A 16903-nucleotide genomic window follows, 5' to 3' on the forward strand; every position below is an offset into this window, starting at 1 on the left:
CGTAACGCACTGGCCCCCTACGTGTATTTTAAAATCAAATATTAGTCCTATATAATGGAGTATTTTGCGAGGCTGATAGGCTACAGTGCCACTATGCCAAAATTCAAATCAAAATCTCAGAAATCGAAAAAATCGAAAAAGCAGGCTAAAAAGGAAACTTCTACCCTTAGCCTCAAAGAACAGTTAGCCCAAAAGCGCAAATCTGCCCAAGTACGTAAAGAACTCACAAGCTTACTCACCACCGCCACTTTTGGCGGTGTCTTCGTTGGCATTCTACTTTTTTTCGTAGCTGGAATTAAAGCAGCAGTCCCTGGCGTGTTAGGGATAATAGTCATGTCCCTTTCCTACAAATATCCGCGCCAAGCCCTATATGCCTTCATCATTTACATACCTGTGGGAGGTACTGTCACCTACTACTTGGGCAATAGTCCCATACTCCAATTAGCTAAAGATGCCTTTTACGTTCCAGCGCTAATTGGACTTTGGCAGACTTGCCGTAGACAGGGGCTACCCTTAATTATTCCCAAAGGTATTAAAATCCCACTTTATATTGTTTTGGCTTGCAGTCTGCTAACACTGTTGTTTGTTAATGGTGGACAGCAATTTAACCCGCCTAGTGCAGGACTATTAGAAAAAGCAGCCCCAGAAATACCATTAGGTATGGGAATTCTGGGACTAAAAGTATTTTTAGGCTATGTCCCCCTGCTTGGTTGTGCCTACTATCTAATTCGCGATAAGCGGGATTTTCTATTTTTATTGCGCCTCCAGATTGTCCTTACACTGATTTGCTGCGGGCTAGGATTTATTCAATATTTTTTATTACTAACTGGTGTATGTCAAGGCACTAGAGGTCTTGAAGGAGATGCCTTATTTAGAGCAACACTTGAAGCCCGATGTTATTTTGGTGGAGCGCTAGTATATAGTCCCGAAGAAGGGATTATTCGCTTACCAGGGACATTTGTAGCTCCTTGGCAGTGGGCTTGGTTCTTAATTTCTAGCACCTTTTTTACCTTTGCCACCGGCTTCACCGATCCCTCGCCAATATGGCGGATCATCGGTTTAGGTTCTATAGTGGGAGTCTTTATCAATGCTGTAATCTCTGGACAGAGAATCGCCTTAGCTTTAGTACCAATCTGCTTCGGGATTTTGCTATTGCTTACCGGACAACTTGGCAACCTGAAACGATTTATCCCCATAGGCGTGGGACTTGCCTTCATCCTGGGAATTGCGATGGTGACTAACCCTGCTGTCGTACAAGAAAGAACCGAGAGTTTTGTCAGTCGTTGGAACGCTTCACCACCTCAAGATTTTATCATTCAGCAATTTGAAGAAAATTGGAAAAACGTAGACGGGCCATTGGGAAGCGGCTTAGGACGAGCAACCAACTCTGCCCGTGTGATGGGTCAAACTAAGCTTGTGGAAACCTACTACCCCAAAGTACTTTATGAAGTGGGAATTTTTGGATTACTAGCGTTTCTGAGTTTGGTAACAAGTTTAACAATTCTGGGCTTTAAAACCTATCGCTCCATAAAGAACCGTAATTTCCGTAGTTCCGGAGCAGCTTTGTGGGTGTTTATATTGTTTATTAGCACCAACACTTACTACTATCCTCTGGATGTCGATCCTGTTGCGGCCTATTATTGGTTTTTTGCGGGAGTTCTTTTTAAGTTACCAGAACTGGAGAAACAAGATAAGGAAGATGCCAACCCTCAGCAAAAAAACAAGAAAAAACGTCTAAAAACAATTTAAATGAAATAAAAATGCCCAAAAAGTATGATTGGTGGTCAAAAATGCCTCAGTGTTTAAAACCTACCTCGAAATTATCACCATACACTTATTTTTCGATGATACTTATTGATGGGTAAGCAATTTCGTAGTCAGGGATGGAAGCGAGATTTTTCAGAACCCGTGAAAATACAGTATGTAAATTAAAGCAATAGCCACTTACTGAATTTCATGAAAATTAATTTCTACAAGGCTATTATAGAAATAGTAAAATTACTTAATAAAAATTATGAATAATTGGCCATTAGTTACTGTAGTTATCGCAACTTACGGACGAGAGGAAGCGCTACGCGATAGCATTGTGGATGTCTTAAAACAGGACTATCCAAATTTTGAAGTTTTAATTGTAGACCAAACTGCAAAACACCAACCAGAAATTCAAGCCTACCTAGAAGAGATGGCGGAGGCAGGTAAAATTAAATGGTTGCGCTTGGATTGGGCAAGTTTGCCAGGGGCGCGGAATTATGCTGTGCGGAGGGCTTCTGGTGAAATAATATTGTTTATTGATGACGATGTTCAGTTAACCCCTGGATTGTTAGCAGCCCATACGAAAAATTATGTGCAAAACCCAGAGGTGGGGGCTGTAGCTGGTCGAGTCTTTGACAAAATGAAATTAAGTGATTCTGGAGGAGATTTACAGATTGAATATCTGCCTCCCGAAGCTATGGATCCAGGAATTGCTTGGTATCATATTGATTTAGTACATACCATCAAACCCCAACAAGTGCTGACAGCGAGGGGTTGCAATATGTCATTTCGCCGCGAAATTTTTACTAAGTATGGATTGAGGTTTGATGAGAGGTTTGGCGGGAGTGCAGTACGTGAAGAGTCAGATTTTTGTTTGCGGGTGAGGCAGACGGGATATAAGATTTGGTACGACCCAGAGGCCCATTTGGTGCATTTAGGCGAAGAAACAGGAGGTTGTCATGATATTAGTATGCGATCGCTAAAATATCAACTCACCTTTTACCACAATCATTTTTTACTGGGGCTGAAAAACCTGACTGCGACTCAAGCTTTGCGCCTATACGGCCGTTTATTTGACTGTCACGTTCTGGGACGCCCACCTTGTCACAAAAGCGGTTCCCCCATCAAAATTGCCACTCGCGGTATTTTCTACATTTTGGGTTTTTTCAAAGCCTTGGGTACTGTCATCCAATCACTATGGAACGATGGTCAAATTTACAGTCGATTGGATGAACAAGTTTAGTTAAGAGTTAGGAGTTAAGAGTTAAGAGTTAGGAATTAGTGAAGGACAAATGACAAATGACAAATGACAAATGACAATGAAAATCTTAGTTGCTAGTCACACTTATATCGTAGACCTCAACTGTGAAAAATTACGCGCTTTATCTCAACTAGAATCTGACATTGAAGTTACAGTTGTAGTCCCAAAGCGCTGGAAACCAGGGGGTGTACAAAACAGAATTATTGAAACTGAATATCGTGATGAAGGTAGATTTAAAATAGTTCCAATTTCTAATTTTAGTCAAAATCATCAAGGACTTCTTACATTTGGCGCTGATTTGATATCTTTATTAAAACAATTTCGCCCGCAAATCATCCAAGTTGAACAAGGTTCTAGAGCCTTGGCTTATACTCAAATGATTGCCTTAAATCAGCTATTAGGACTCAAGGCAAAAAATTTATTTTTTACCTGGTGGAATCTTCCTTATGAACTGAAACTGCCAATTTCTTTATTAGAAAAATATAACCTCAACCACAGTCACGGCATTATTTCTGGCAATCAGGATGGAGCAGAGGTTTTGCGGCAACGGGGATATACAGGGGTAATTAAAGTCATGCCACAACTGGGTATAGATGAAAGTTTATTTACTCCCAAAGCCCAACCAGAGTTAGCAGCTAAGTTGGGCATTGAAAAAGAGGATTTTGTAGTAGGTTTTGTAGGGCGTTTTGTGCAAGAGAAGGGTTTGTTAACGCTTTTACAAGCTTTAGCAACTTTGAAAAATAAACCTTGGAAATTACTGTTATTGGGACGAGGAGAGTTGCAAAGTGAATTAATGAAAATTGCGGCAGAAAACAATATTAAAAAACGATTAATTTTGATAGAAAGTGTTCCCCATAATGAGGTTGCAAGCTATATCAATTTAATGAGTACTTTAGTATTACCTTCAGAAACAACTTACAAGTTTAAAACTTTAACTTCTGCTGGCTGGAAAGAGCAATTTGGTCATGTGCTAATTGAAGCAATGGCTTGCCAAGTCCCTGTGATTGGTTCTGATTCCGGGGAAATTCCTTATGTAATTGGTGATGCTGGCTTAGTCTTTCCTGAAGGTGATGTTCAAGCTCTTGCTAATTGCTTAGTTCAATTAATGGATAAACCAGATTTTGCTCATAATCTCGGTGAAATGGGTTATCGGAAAGCAATGATTCAATATACAAATAAAGCTTTGGCTAAACAGCAATTGGAGTTTTATCAAGAGTTAGTCATGAGCAAATAACAAATGAAAATATTACAAATTGTCCCCTCAATTTCTCTAATTTACGGTGGGCCGAGTCAAATGGTACTTGGATTAGCTCCGGCGTTAGTAAAAGAGGGAGCAGAAGTTACAATTCTCACAACTGATAGTAATGGTGATAATGGTCAAACACCTTTGGATGTTCCTTTAAATCGTCCAATAAAACAAGATGGCTATGAAATAATTTACTTTCGTTGCGCCCCATTTCGTCGCTACAAATTTTCCCTCGATTTATTAAACTGGTTAAAACGTCATGCTCACGAGTTTGACATAGCACACATTCACGCTCTATTCTCGCCAATAATTAGTGCTGCTGCTCTTGTGTGTCGTCAGCAAAAACTACCTTATATTTTCCGTCCTTTGGGTACTCTCGATCCGGCTGATTTACAGAAGAAAAAGCAATTAAAACAGCTTTATGTCGCAATTATAGAACGTCAAAATTTAGCTAGTGCGGCAGCAATTCATTTTACCAGCGACCAAGAAGCTAAAATATCAGAAAGATTTGGAGTATCTACGCCAGATTTGGTGATTCCCTTGGGTGTGATTCCCCGTCAATCTTCTATTAAAAATGTATGTAGTCAGTTAGAAATACCAAAAGATTTACCGTTGGTGCTGTTTATGTCACGAATTGACCCGAAAAAGGGGTTGAATTTGTTGATTCCGGCGCTAGAGAAGCTGTTAGCGGTTGGTTATAACTTTCATTTTGTCTTAGCTGGGACAAATCCTCAAGATCCAGATTACGAACAAAAGATAATATCCCAAATTCAAAATTCACCTTTGCGATCGCATACTACAATTACAGGCTTTGTCACTGGTGAACTCAAAGTTAGTTTACTACAAGCTGCTGATTTATTCGTCTTGCCTTCCTACTACGAAAATTTTGGGATTGCTGTAGCTGAAGCGATGGTTGCAGGTGTACCCGTAGTCATTTCTGACCAAGTGCATATTTGTCAACAGATACGTGATAGTGAGTCGGGTTGGGTAGGTGCAACAGATGTTCAAGTACTGGTAGAGTTACTGCAAGAAGCTTTGGAAAATCCCGCAGAACGCCAGCGACGGGGATTAAACGCTCAAAAGTATGCCTTGGAAAATTTTAGCTGGGATGCGATCGCAAAGCAAACAATCCAAGTCTATCAAAAAATTCTGGACAACAAACCGTAAGTGTCATGGGAGCAATGTGATAGGTTGAAATAGCAAACTGTAAGATCAATCATCTCTTGTGGCTGCTAAAGATCGCTTTCATCAAGCTGTTAAGACATCTCTCACCAAGGATGGGTGGAATGTTACTCACGATCCATTACAAATAAAGGTGGGCGGTGTTGATATGGAGATTGATTTAGGGGCAGAACGGTTACTGGCAGCAGAGCGAGGGGATGAAAAAATTGCGGTTGAAGTCAAAAGTTTTCTGGCTAGCGCATCCCCAATTTACCAGTTTCATACAGCACTGGGTCAGTTCATTAACTACCGAGCGGCTTTGCGCCGTGAAGAACCCAATCGCATCCTCTATCTAGCTGTACCTGACTTAACCTATAACAGCTTCTTTCAACTTGATTTTCCTGCCTCAATGCTACAAGAAAATACTGTCAAATTGCTGATATATGATATTCAATTGGAGCAGATTGTACAATGGAAAATCTGACAGATAAATTAATCAACTATCAGCAAACTATCCAGCAATTACTGATGGGCTATGCTCAAAACAAGCCTGCTTATGGTGATATTGAAGTTGAAACTATTTTTGATACTCAGCGAAATCACTATCAAATTATGCATTTGGGTTGGCAACATAAGCGCTGGATTCATCAATGTGTAATGCATCTTGATATTCGGAATCAAAAAATCTGGATTTTCTACAATTCAACTGAACATGATATCGCGGCCGATCTGGTCAGGCTGGGTGTACCAAAACAAGATATTGTGCTAGGGTTCCATCCTCCTTTTATGCGTGAAATGAGTGATTATGGAGTGGAATGAGAAAGTTAGAGAACGTTTCTCACCACTCGTCCCTTATCTGAGAGTGTTGACAACTTAAAATTTTGTTTCAAACCGCTAAAGCCCGATTGGGAAATGGGAGTTTTATGTAATGATGGCATAGCATACTAAAATATATATGCCTTTCTAACTACAGGGAATCTCTCATGGCTCTCCGTCTAGGTGACACAGTACCCAACTTTACGCAAGCCTCAACACACGGCGACATCGATTTTTACCAATGGGCAGGTGACAGCTGGGTTGTGCTGTTCTCTCACCCTGCTGATTTTACACCTGTTTGTACAACAGAACTCGGCACAGTTGCCAAGCTAAAACCAGAATTTGACAAGCGCAATGTCAAAGCGATCGCACTCAGCGTTGATGACGTAGAATCACACAAAGGCTGGGTGGGAGACATTGAAGAAACTCAAAGCACCACTCTTAACTACCCAATTTTGGCGGATGCAGATCGCAAGGTTGCCGATCTGTACGACATGATCCACCCTAATGCAAATGCGGCTGTGACAGTGCGATCGGTTTTTGTAATAGACCCCAACAAGAAACTCCGTCTCTCTTTCACTTATCCTCCCAGCACGGGACGCAACTTTGATGAACTTTTGCGGGTGATTGATTCTCTGCAATTGACTGATAATTACAGCGTGGCGACACCAGCTGACTGGAAAGATGGAGAGGATGTTGTAATTGTCCCCTCACTGAAAGATCCAGAAGTACTCAAACAGAAATTCCCCAAAGGTTATGAGGAAATTAAACCTTATCTGCGGATGACTCCTCAGCCTAACAAGTAAATCTGAGAATGATTTCTGATAAAAAACAAAGACGCCAAGATATAACTTTGCGTCTTTGTTTTTTTGCGTGAGAATATAGTCAGTGGGCTAGCATCCGAACCTGGAGGAAATCCCTATGTTCTCATCCCCTTTGGTTTTGCAAATTCCGTCATCAATGCAAATGACAGACGAACAATTTTTTGAATTCTGTCAGGTGAATCGTGACTTACGGATTGAGCGAAATAAATTTGGAGAATTGGTAATTATGCCTCCTACTGGTTCAGAGACAGGAAACCGAGAAGGTAATATCTCAGGACAGTTATGGGTGTGGTCAGAACAAGATGGTACAGGTATCACTTTTAGCTCTCGTACCGGATTTACGACAACCTCCAGACTTTGAAGGAAAAAATGGAGGAATATATGAATGAGCCAGGAATACAGTTAGGCTGGTTGATTGACCGTAAGCAGCGTAAAGTTTATATTTATCGTCCTGGATTGCCAGAAGAATGTTTAGATAATCCTACTAGTGTGAGTGCCGAGTTGGTGTTGCCTGGGTTTATTTTGAATATGAGTCAAGTTTGGTAAGATTCAGGCGATGAATCAAGACACTTCTAGAAAAGCTAGTTCAAACTCGTTGCCTTGACGCACTTCACAATAAGCTTGGTGACACTCTGGACATTCATTCAGTTCGCTAGTCGGGTGAAATTCAATGTTGCAATTCGAGCAATAACAAACAATAGGAATATTCTCTACTTGCAGTTTGGCATCTTCCGCTATTGTTCCTTTTTTGGCAACATCAAAGGCACCCTCCAAAGAATCTGGCACTACATCAGATGCCTCACCCACTCGCATTTGTACTAAACGAATGTGTTGAGCGCCTTCGTCTTTAGCTCGTTTAACAGCAGCATCAAGAATATTTTGCATCATGCCAACTTCATGCATAATTCTTTCCTCGCAGTTTTGATTAAGTGGTTTATTTTATCAATTGCTATCTCTATTCCTTGTTCAGCAAGAGGTGATAGATTCTCACCCAATTCAAAGTTCACACCCACCAAGCTGAAATGACCTACAGGGCTTGACGCGGTATGTCCAGCGATAACATTGGAAGAGTTAGATAAGAGCGATTGTACTTGCACCTGGGAATTTTCGGACGCTAAAACTTGCATCACCGTAACCAATTGCGATGCCTACGGCGGGCGTTAGTGTAGCGTCTCGTAGAGAAGCTATCGTATTACAATTCATACTTTTTAGTTATCCAACCCTATTTTTAATTTAGATAAAAAACTTGAGGAACTTGTGAGGAAATATTTGAATTAAATAGTTTTTTCATCTATTAAAAATAAATTCTCAAAATTGAGTATTCAAAATAGGCTAAAATGTATATATAAGCTGGCAAAATATTAGTAACACTCTGCAATAAACCTTAATATACAGGTTAAAAACAAGTGGGGTTTGTCAGCATATATTAGATGACGTTAAGGAGGTAAATATCATGCACAAAGAATATATGGAGATTTTAGAATCATTAATTAATAAATTGACATTATCTGCAATATTAGAAATGTTAGAGCGAATATGTCACAAAAAAGCGGAACATCTGAGAACTCATTGGGAAGATGAGACTTCAGCAAAGCTTTGGGATAAAGCCGCTAGACAGATAGAACAGATAAATGTTGATGTTTGATTGAAGAATAATTCAGAATTTAGCAGTCAGAATCAATGGGTAAATGATTCAGAGCCGCTACATATTGTCAAGGAGTTGTATGAGCTTTTTGAGTGATGCAGATGGCTACCCAATACTACTCGGTTAAGCATTTTTAACTCGGAATTTGATTTGGGGAAAAGGTTAAAGGGCAAGGGTTAAAGGTTTTTTCTTTCCCCTTTCCCCTTCCCCTTTTCCCCTTAACCGACAAGTATTGGATGGCTATCTATTTGCAAAACAGTATGCTCAAATGGATACTTTGGCATTAAATAATACTAGTTTGGTAATAAGTAGGTAGACAGAATTAAATATAAAATAAACTCCTAGTTTGTAGTGAGCGATTTATCGCTCAGAGCAAGGGTTATCAGGACTAAAGTCCTTACTACAAACAATAAATTTATTTATGCCTAGATACTTACTGTTTAGCGATCGCGTTTAAGTTAAAGTGTATTTGCACTGTAGCGACGCAATAATTCTACTCACATTCTTAGGCAAAGCGTATTGCTTTATACGTTCATTGCATGACTCTACTATCAATTGGTAGTGAAAAATCACGAGACCATTCATTCCAAGAGCCGAAATAATTTCTAGCAGAAATTCCCGCCTCTTCAAGGGCTATTAATGTATTCGCAGCCCTTGAACCTTTAAAGCAGTAAATATACACAATGGACTCGGAGGTAATACCTACTGACTGACAAATTTCTCGGATTTCATCTGGCGATCGGAACGTAGGGATTTCTGATTCAGAATTCATCAGATGATGCCATTCTAACCATACAGAGTTAGGGATTCTACCTTTGCGGGGACAAAAATCAGGATGGTAAGGAGAAGAACTCAATCCAAGCCATTCGTTGCGATCGCGCACATCTAATTTAATAATTGCTGGATTCTCAATTGCTTGCAACATCTCGGTGGTAGTCACCATTATGTCAGCATTGGGATGCAATCTAAATATGCTGCTTTCACGCTTCGGGACTTCATCGGTAGTAGGTAATCCTGCCTTGAGCCATGCTCTATATCCTCCGTGTAAAATAGATACCTGAGTGCAACCCAAATATTTCAATAAGAAAGCTGCTCGACAAGATTGACCATAACCTTTATTTAAAGCATCTTCATAAACAATTAACTGTTCTGCACCAGATATTCCTACCCTGCTCATGATTTCTGCAAAATACTCTTGCAATTCCTTTAATCCTGCTGGGGAGGAATTTTCTAAAAGATAGGTGAAAAAATCTCTAATATTTATGGCTTGAGAAATATGACAAACAGCATAATCTTCTTGACTTCGCGTATCGATAATGACAGTCTGTGATGATTTTTCTCCTAGCATTGATGTGAGTTGTTGAGGAGAAATGAGGAGTTTTGTCTTCACGCTTTCATGCTTCTGTTATTGTACCATTAGGCATTATCGCCGTTGGTAGATTTACGTTTTGGAATGCAAATTACAGAAGAATGAATGTTAAATGTTATTAGAGAACTTTTATGGATGTTTTGTTTTTAAATAAGAATTCTGAATTCTAAATAAATTACTCTCGCCAAATTTCATTTACAATAAGCGGCAGAGTTTTTCGTTTGTTTAAGTCCCGATAGAGATTTTGGCGTGTCCTTCAATGCGGGTAACTGGGTCGATAATATTGCTCACAATTTGAATTAACAGCTAAAAATGTGAGCTTTCTAGATGGTTTTGTGATTGATTAGTCCTGGTGTGCAGCCGCATCCATTTAAAAGCAGTAATATTTAACAATAAACCTACAAAGAATAACAAGACCATTAAAGCTATCTGATACCAGAGAACTGGCTGTACAAATAAATCTAAAATCACGTGTAGTAAGTTCATGATGCTGTAAAAAATAGTTAAGCCCAAATGAATGATACGATAACGTTTTGAATCGGTAAAAGCAGTGACAATAATTCCGAGCATTGGTAGGACAAAAAAGCCCAGCATCAACCACATAATTCCAGAAATATCATTGAGATTTGTCGCTTTTTGAGATTCGACAACAGATAAACCGTGAAACAGTGGCATTAACCCTAGTTGTGTATGAAACAGTGTTCCTAGCAGAAATGCTGTCCAAAGAGCAATAATTCTTTCCCGATAATTAACTGCCATAATTGCTTCTCAAATTATTTTGGAATTACTTTTTCAAGACGCGATAAATCGCTTCTCTACATTGCTGTAAGTAGAGCGGTGTGAATAATTCAAGGTTTGTAGTGAGGGCTTCAGCCCTCAAAGAGAGAACCGCATTCGACCCAAATTATTAATGTAGTAATCGCCTCCTCGCATTTGCAACAGACTATTACCTATTGCTGCTTTCCAAACAAATCCTTTAGAAGCTGAAATAATTTCTTGAGCTTTCATTGGTAGCCAGGGTTTGTCCTGACTAAGCCGAAAATTGCCACTCATTTTCAAGCTGACTGAAGAAGCAAGAGGAGTTTGAAGTGCGATCGCGTGTAAAAAATAGCGTTGTACAGGAGCAGGTAATTCTGCAACCATAACTGTCGTAGGAGCGCGAGGACTTACGCTCCTACCGCGTGGTCTATTTACTTGAAAATAGCTGTAAGTTAAGATACAGCCCTCTGGTCATAACTCTTAATGAGGTGACACAAGCTTTTGGGCTTTTTTTAGTGCCATTCAATCCACACGTTATTCTCGTTTCTCAACCACAATGGTGAGATGAGCAACCATTGCGCCAATGACGCTAATAGCAGCGATGACTGGAAATAGAGCCGCACTGATGGCACCACCAACCACTCCAACGGTTAACGGGATTTCAATCAATATCCTCCCTTCTTCATTTTTGATAATAATGCGGCGAATATTTCCTTGATGAATGAGTTCCTTAAATTTGCTAACTAAGGCATCACCATTGATACTAAATTCTTCCACAGCAATCTTTTCCTCAGTTTTCGCTTCTGACTCTGTGTCCACTATCTCAACTTGAATCTTTTCAATATTTTCTTCCGTATGAGCAATAGGTGCGTTCATTTTCTCACCCTCCATCGCTGGTTATACCCCAAGAGTAGACAAAAATGTTGAGGAAGTTGTGAAGTTAGCCAAGGGCATGCGCTCCTTTTCACTCCCAGACGCTCTATCACTTGCACGGAATTTTTTCGCAAATAGTGTAGTCGGCAAACTATTGAGTCTTTGTGACAACGCTTGCTTACTCACTCTTGTTGCTTTCACCCACATTAATCCCTCTATTTCTAGCGATGGCTACGCCCGCCGCAGGCATCGCTCTTTAGTATCCAGTTTCTCGCGCTTCATATCTAGCAAGCTTTTTACCTTTTTCTAACCGTCGAACTCACGTTTCTTTAGATTCCCTCATTTGCAAGGGGTGCCCATGAGCCATTGCTCATGGGCAATTTTGGGTTTCATCTTTTCTACCATAAATCTGTACCTCTAACCTTTACCCTATTCCCTTCTTCAGTCACTACTTCAACGCAAACAACGAATCGCCTCTAATAGACCTCTAGCTTTATTCAGCGTCTCTTCGTATTCTTTTTCTGGCTCAGAATCAGCTACCAAACCTGCACCAGCCTGTACGCTGACCGTATTATCATGCACTACCATTGTACGAATTGCGATCGCAGTATTTAATTGTCCTTCAAAATCGTAATACCCATACACACCCGAATAAACACCCCGACGACTAGACTCTAACTCGTGGATAATTTCCATCGCCCTAATCTTGGGTGCGCCGCTTACCGTACCTGCTGGGAAGGAAGCTTTCAGTAAATCCCATGCTGTTTTACCAACTGCTAATTTACCCACAACATTGCTAACAATGTGCATTACATGGGAGTAGCGCTCAACCACCATTAACTCATCAACTTTGACGCTACCACTCTGACAAACACGCCCCAAATCATTCCGCCCTAAATCCACAAGCATTACGTGTTCGGCAATTTCTTTGGGGTCTTGGAGTAAATCTTGAGCGAAGGCTGCATCTTCCTGAGTAGTTTTACCTCGCGGACGCGTCCCAGCAATTGGGCGGACTGTCGCTATTACTCCACCATCTGCATCGGTTTCGGCTTTCACCATCACTTCAGGACTGGAACCGATGATTTGCCAATCTTGGAAGTTAAAGTAAGCCATGTAAGGCGAAGGATTTATCTGACGTAGCGACCGGTAAAGGGCAAAAGGGTCGCCAGTGTATGTTGTTGATAGTCGCTGGGAAATTACTACTTGAAAAATATCACCTGCTTTAATGTAATCTTTTGCCTTCTCAACGCTGGCACAAAAATCAGGGCGGGTAAAATTACTCTTATACTCCTCTGCTCCTCTGCTCCCCTGCTCCTCTGCTCCCTTGCTCCCTGGTGGATTCCATTCCAATCGCGTTTTTTCCGGGGATAGGGGTAGAGATAGCTTTTCGAGCATTTGGGTGACGCGATCGCCAGCTTGTTGATATGCTGCTTTCAAATCTACATTCGGATCGCGTAAATCAGCATAAGCGATCGCCCAAATTTTCCGCTTCACCTGGTCAAAAATCAACAAGTGGTCTACCTGCATCCACAACCCATCAGGTATATTCCGCTCATCTGGTGGATAAATTGGCACACGCGGCTCAATCCACTGAATCAATTCATAGCCCCAAAACCCAAACAAACCCCCAATTCCTGGTGGTAGCTGTGGTAATTTCACTGGGTGATAAGGTGCTAAACATTCGGCTAAAGCTGTAAAAGGATCGCCAGGAAAAACCACCTGCGAACCATCGCGGTTTTTCTGAGTTGTGCGATCGCCTCTTGCTTCCAAAACCCACAACGGATCGCAGCCCACTAAACTATAGCGTCCCAATTTTTCCCCACCTTCTATCGATTCCAACAAAAAGCTATAAGGCTGACCCGCACAGACTTTATACCAAGCGGATACGGGCGTATCTAAATCCGCCACCCATTCTTGATATACCGGGACGAAGTTGCCTTGTAGAGCTAGTTGAGAAAATTCGGAGAAATCGGGGAATACCATAAATTGCTTAGGGATGGGGCATAAGAAGCAGAGGGGCAGGGGGCAGGGGGGCAGAGGAGCAGAGGAGAAATAATAACTCCTAACTCAGCACGGGCTAAACGCCCCGCTACCGCTAACAGCACTCCTGAAGGGCATGGGTTAGAAGAAGCAGAGGGGCAGAGGTAATAGGGCGCAGAGGGGAAAGATTTGCTGTAACTTCCCCCCTGCTCCTCTGCTCCTCTGCTCCTCTGCTCTCCAGTCCCCAATGCCTAGTCCCTATACGTCGTGGGTAGCTTTACCACTGAACTTGAGTTGTGATGGATTGGGGTTTTGCCCAATGCTGCGTGGGACATAACGCACTTTTTCACGACCTTCATTTACTTTTTCGGGGAAGACACCATCAGCTGGGTGAAGTAAGGTAGTTTCTCCGTTGGGTAAAATCCGGTAAACTTTGTAATCTGTGATTTTGAGTTTGCGAAGTTGCTGACCGCCCAAAAAGATGCCATATTCTTTACGAGCTATATACAGCAGGTTTTCACCTTTCCGCATAACAGCAGCACCACCTGTAGGCAATTCAAATACTTGCTCTTTCGGGCTAGTCCAAGTGATAGCGTACTTTTCTTCAACTACTGCTTTGTTTAGCAAGCCACCAGTGCTGCCAGCAAATAGCGGGGTTTGTCCAGAGAGTGTTTCTGCCATAAAGATGATTCTCTCAACGTTTTTAGGGAATCCTAACACCGCAACCACGATCATATTGCGATCGCGTCATAGACTGTAACAGTTTTTAGTCATTTTTCCTTGGTTCTTCGTCATTTGTTAAAAATTAATGCCCCATGACCTTCAAGAGTGCTGTTAGCGGTAGCGGGGCGTTTAGCCCGTGCTGAGTCAGGAGTTATTATTTTTCCTCTGCTCCCCTGCCCCTCCGCTCCCCTGCTCCCCTACCTCTTTTCAATGCCCCATACCCAAACCCTATTTACTCTTGACTTTTGTCCGCTTTTCCTCTTGGCTACTCCGAACAATCGGGATGGTGAAGTGAAACTGACTACCCTGATCTTTGCCAATTGACTCTGCCCAAATTTGCCCACCCCAGCCATTAACAATTTGACGGCAAATTGCTAAACCAAGTCCTGTTCCGCCAGTGGTGCGGCGCAGCGCTCCTTCTTCTTGATAGAAGCGGTCAAAAACTACTTCTAAACGATTTGGTTCAATGCCGCGTCCAGTGTCAGCTACAGTCACCTCGACCATTTGACGGCTGTTGTAAATCGCTTTAATTGTGATTTCTCCTTGGGGTGGCGTAAATTTCAAAGCATTATCCATGAGTTTTGCCAGTACTTCGACTAGCCAATCACCATCTGCTCTGACTAAAGGTAGGTTTTCGGCAATTTGAGTCTTGATTTGGGGCGGCTTTTCCATTGAGGAACGCGTGCGATTTCGGCTGAGTGCTAAATCGACACATTCTTGTAAGGTGAGGGATTCTGGATGCCATTCCACCCGGCCGCTTTCCAAGTTGGAAAGTGTGAGGAAATCTTGTACCAGTTTTCGCATCCGCTCTGAGTCGGAAAGAGCGGTATTGAGCATCACCTGCTGCAACTCCAAGGGCATATCTGGTTCGGTAGCGAGACTTTCCAGGCACACTTGAATTGTGGATAAAGGAGTACGCAGTTCGTGTCCAGTTATGGCTATGAGGTTGCTGCGGGTGCGGTCTAGGGCTTCTAGCTGCTGGTTCAGTTCTTCTAGGTTAGCGTAAGCTTCCGCTTGGATGAGAGCTGCTCCTACTTGGGTGGCGATCGCTTCTACCAAATCCAATTCCCCAGGTTGGCACTCGTGCGGTGGCATCCGGCAGTAATGTAACTCCACAATGCCTAATAATCGCCCTTGATAGAAAACTGGTTCCATCAGCCAAGAACGAATGGCAAACTTTTTAGCGATCGTGGAAAGTCCTGGCGATTTGGTAACGCGGGGGTCACTCAGCGTATCGCTCACACAAACACCTTCGCCTTGTTCTACGATGTCCCGAAATAGGGAATTTTTCTCTAACTCCCAGGTTTGTCCGCAAACAGATAAAATACCGGGAGTCAAAAACTCGTGTTCAATTATGGCTTGGCTATCTGTGGCTTGAGCGCGGTAAATTAAACAGCGACAAGCTTCTAGGTGTTGCCCTAATTCTTGTGCCGCCACCTGGAGAACTTCATGAGGATCGAGCGATCGCCGAATGGCAGTACTAATTGAGTTGACTAATCGTTCTTTTCGTGCTTGAGCAGCAATAGAACGGTAGGCTTTGTGCAATTTGTACTGACTAGCTTGCAAATAAGTTACTAAGCGCTGCACAAAGGGATCTGTATCAATGTCACAGGCATATTCATTGTCCTGTTCTGTCCCAGACTGGTTTCGCGGCTCCCCGATGCCAAACCTTTGACGTGCCTGTTGAATTTTACTTGTCAGTTCTGGTCTGTAAACCAAAACCCTATCTAACAGCAATTCGGCGGCTTTCAGGCTAACTCCCCTTTCCGATGTCCAAATTCCCTCAAATCTTCGGGCTGTGTCTATATCCAGATTAGGGCTTAGTTCCGGTAATTGCTTGTTTTTGGCAATAGAACCAAGATTTTCTCGGCAAACCAGACAAGTAGCATAATTGTCAGCAATCACTACCAAATGCCACTCCTGACTTAAGCCATCTGTTGGCTCAAAAGCCACTTTTTCGTAGTGTTCCGAACTGTTGGTGAAATCCGTTTCTGGAGCAGATAAAACGTATATTTGATTACTTCGCAAAGCAAGTCGCTGGTAGCGATGAGCTTCTTGGCGGTAGAATCGCTCTCGCTGGAAACTAGCAATTACAAGGGGTTTCGCTAAAGTCGCAGCCAAAACTTGATCTTCCATCGCGTGGGAGAGCGCCGTTAATGAAGCCTTAAAATATAGCTGGGGCCGCAAGTAGGGTAGGGACTTTAGCAGATCACTCAGCACAGAAGTCGAAATGCTCATGAATTATTGTTAAACGCTCAACCTCGATCAGATCCACGTCACAGCTGCATTGTACAAATTCCAAGGGACTCTCAAGTTAAATAGACAGCTGCAATATGTAAAGAACGCTAAAAAGCGCTTTTCGCCAAAGCAGTCGCAACACTTTGTTACCAACTAAGGGGCGTGGAACTTGATTTGTTGATTGACAACCTATTACGCCCAATATACATTCTCGACAACTGATGCTTTTGCTTGTAGAGGTAAATTTTTTCAGGAA

The 16903-nt window shown here is 42.0% G+C and carries 15 protein-coding genes and 2 pseudogenes; 9 read left to right on the forward strand and 8 right to left on the reverse strand.

The genetic code is table 11. The annotated features are described in order from the left end of the window. Positions 1-93 precede the first annotated feature (93 nt). From hpsL to ACM0OX_RS02950, 8 genes and pseudogenes are all read left to right on the forward strand, one after another. Positions 94-1749 carry a hormogonium polysaccharide biosynthesis protein HpsL gene (gene hpsL / locus ACM0OX_RS02915; RefSeq protein ID WP_414512932.1) on the forward strand — a complete coding sequence of 552 codons (1656 nt, stop codon included), beginning with the start codon at positions 94-96 and terminating at the stop codon, positions 1747-1749. 265 nt (positions 1750-2014) lie between these two features. After that, positions 2015-2995 (forward strand): hormogonium polysaccharide biosynthesis glycosyltransferase HpsN, encoded by a 981-nt coding sequence (hpsN, locus tag ACM0OX_RS02920; protein WP_414512934.1) that lies wholly within the window; start codon positions 2015-2017, stop codon positions 2993-2995. 76 nt (positions 2996-3071) lie between these two features. After that, on the forward strand, positions 3072-4247 hold the full coding sequence (hpsO, locus tag ACM0OX_RS02925) for a hormogonium polysaccharide biosynthesis glycosyltransferase HpsO (RefSeq protein ID WP_414512978.1): 1176 nt from the start codon (positions 3072-3074) through the stop codon (positions 4245-4247). Between the two features lie 3 nt (positions 4248-4250). Next, a complete protein-coding gene (gene hpsP, locus ACM0OX_RS02930) occupies positions 4251-5426 on the forward strand; it encodes a hormogonium polysaccharide biosynthesis glycosyltransferase HpsP (protein ID WP_414512936.1) in 1176 nt (391 codons plus the stop codon). A gap of 58 nt (positions 5427-5484) precedes the next feature. Beyond that, complete coding sequence (locus ACM0OX_RS02935; protein WP_414512938.1) at positions 5485-5904, forward strand: XisH family protein; 420 nt, start codon at positions 5485-5487, stop codon at positions 5902-5904. Then, positions 5892-6239 (forward strand): XisI protein, encoded by a 348-nt coding sequence (locus ACM0OX_RS02940; RefSeq protein ID WP_414512940.1) that lies wholly within the window; start codon positions 5892-5894, stop codon positions 6237-6239. The genes ACM0OX_RS02935 and ACM0OX_RS02940 overlap by 13 nt, the downstream gene beginning before the upstream one ends. 164 nt (positions 6240-6403) lie before the next feature. Further along, positions 6404-7042, forward strand: coding sequence for a peroxiredoxin (locus tag ACM0OX_RS02945; RefSeq protein WP_094348143.1), 639 nt, complete (start codon positions 6404-6406; stop codon positions 7040-7042). 115 nt (positions 7043-7157) lie between these two features. Continuing rightward, a pseudogene (locus tag ACM0OX_RS02950) lies at positions 7158-7606 on the forward strand (Uma2 family endonuclease). Between the two features lie 15 nt (positions 7607-7621). On the opposite strand, the gene hypA reads toward ACM0OX_RS02950, so the two are convergent. Further along, entirely contained in the window at positions 7622-7963 is a 342-nt protein-coding gene (gene hypA, locus ACM0OX_RS02955; protein WP_414512942.1) for a hydrogenase maturation nickel metallochaperone HypA, read from the reverse strand. A gap of 550 nt (positions 7964-8513) precedes the next feature. On the opposite strand from hypA, the gene ACM0OX_RS02960 reads away from it, so the two are divergent. Then, positions 8514-8705 (forward strand): hypothetical protein, encoded by a 192-nt coding sequence (locus ACM0OX_RS02960; protein ID WP_335197947.1) that lies wholly within the window; start codon positions 8514-8516, stop codon positions 8703-8705. 532 nt (positions 8706-9237) lie between these two features. Here ACM0OX_RS02960 and ACM0OX_RS02965 read toward each other — a convergent pair. The 7 genes and pseudogenes from ACM0OX_RS02965 to ACM0OX_RS02995 all read right to left on the reverse strand — a co-directional run bounded on the left by ACM0OX_RS02965 (position 9238) and on the right by ACM0OX_RS02995 (position 16647). After that, positions 9238-10095 (reverse strand): sulfurtransferase, encoded by an 858-nt coding sequence (locus ACM0OX_RS02965; RefSeq protein WP_414512944.1) that lies wholly within the window; start codon positions 10093-10095, stop codon positions 9238-9240. Positions 10096-10380: 285 nt separating this feature from the next. Beyond that, positions 10381-10833, reverse strand: a complete 453-nt coding sequence (locus tag ACM0OX_RS02970; protein WP_414512946.1) for a hypothetical protein — start codon at positions 10831-10833, stop codon at positions 10381-10383. A 120-nt stretch (positions 10834-10953) separates the two neighbouring features. Then, positions 10954-11226: pseudogene (locus ACM0OX_RS02975) on the reverse strand (DUF6920 family protein); the annotation flags it as partial. Between the two features lie 141 nt (positions 11227-11367). Next, on the reverse strand, positions 11368-11709 hold the full coding sequence (locus ACM0OX_RS02980) for a DUF4342 domain-containing protein (protein WP_414512948.1): 342 nt from the start codon (positions 11707-11709) through the stop codon (positions 11368-11370). A 450-nt stretch (positions 11710-12159) separates the two neighbouring features. After that, a complete protein-coding gene (gene trpE / locus ACM0OX_RS02985) occupies positions 12160-13689 on the reverse strand; it encodes an anthranilate synthase component I (RefSeq protein WP_414512950.1) in 1530 nt (509 codons plus the stop codon). Between the two features lie 255 nt (positions 13690-13944). After that, positions 13945-14367: a photosystem I reaction center subunit II PsaD gene (locus ACM0OX_RS02990; RefSeq protein WP_289798609.1), complete on the reverse strand. Its 423-nt coding sequence runs from the start codon at positions 14365-14367 to the stop codon at positions 13945-13947. Between the two features lie 270 nt (positions 14368-14637). Then, positions 14638-16647: a DICT sensory domain-containing protein gene (locus ACM0OX_RS02995; protein ID WP_414512952.1), complete on the reverse strand. Its 2010-nt coding sequence runs from the start codon at positions 16645-16647 to the stop codon at positions 14638-14640. Between the last annotated feature and the right edge of the window lie 256 nt (positions 16648-16903).

Source organism: Nostoc sp. PCC 9305 (assembly GCF_963920915.1).
Taxonomy (GTDB): Bacteria; Cyanobacteriota; Cyanobacteriia; order Cyanobacteriales; family Nostocaceae; genus Nostoc.

Excerpts from the sequence above, each read along its gene's own strand:
- hpsL (WP_414512932.1), top strand. The coding sequence starts at position 94 with ATGCCAAAATTCAAATCAAAATCTCAGAAATCGAAAAAATCGAAAAAG.
- hpsN (WP_414512934.1), top strand. The coding sequence starts at position 2,015 with ATGAATAATTGGCCATTAGTTACTGTAGTTATCGCAACTTACGGACGA.
- hpsO (WP_414512978.1), top strand. The coding sequence starts at position 3,072 with ATGAAAATCTTAGTTGCTAGTCACACTTATATCGTAGACCTCAACTGT.
- hpsP (WP_414512936.1), top strand. The coding sequence starts at position 4,251 with ATGAAAATATTACAAATTGTCCCCTCAATTTCTCTAATTTACGGTGGG.
- ACM0OX_RS02940 (WP_414512940.1), top strand. The coding sequence starts at position 5,892 with ATGGAAAATCTGACAGATAAATTAATCAACTATCAGCAAACTATCCAG.
- ACM0OX_RS02945 (WP_094348143.1), top strand. The coding sequence starts at position 6,404 with ATGGCTCTCCGTCTAGGTGACACAGTACCCAACTTTACGCAAGCCTCA.
- hypA (WP_414512942.1), bottom strand. The coding sequence starts at position 7,963 with ATGCATGAAGTTGGCATGATGCAAAATATTCTTGATGCTGCTGTTAAA.
- ACM0OX_RS02960 (WP_335197947.1), top strand. The coding sequence starts at position 8,514 with ATGCACAAAGAATATATGGAGATTTTAGAATCATTAATTAATAAATTG.
- ACM0OX_RS02970 (WP_414512946.1), bottom strand. The coding sequence starts at position 10,833 with ATGGCAGTTAATTATCGGGAAAGAATTATTGCTCTTTGGACAGCATTT.
- ACM0OX_RS02980 (WP_414512948.1), bottom strand. The coding sequence starts at position 11,709 with ATGAACGCACCTATTGCTCATACGGAAGAAAATATTGAAAAGATTCAA.
- trpE (WP_414512950.1), bottom strand. The coding sequence starts at position 13,689 with ATGGTATTCCCCGATTTCTCCGAATTTTCTCAACTAGCTCTACAAGGC.
- ACM0OX_RS02990 (WP_289798609.1), bottom strand. The coding sequence starts at position 14,367 with ATGGCAGAAACACTCTCTGGACAAACCCCGCTATTTGCTGGCAGCACT.
- ACM0OX_RS02995 (WP_414512952.1), bottom strand. The coding sequence starts at position 16,647 with ATGAGCATTTCGACTTCTGTGCTGAGTGATCTGCTAAAGTCCCTACCC.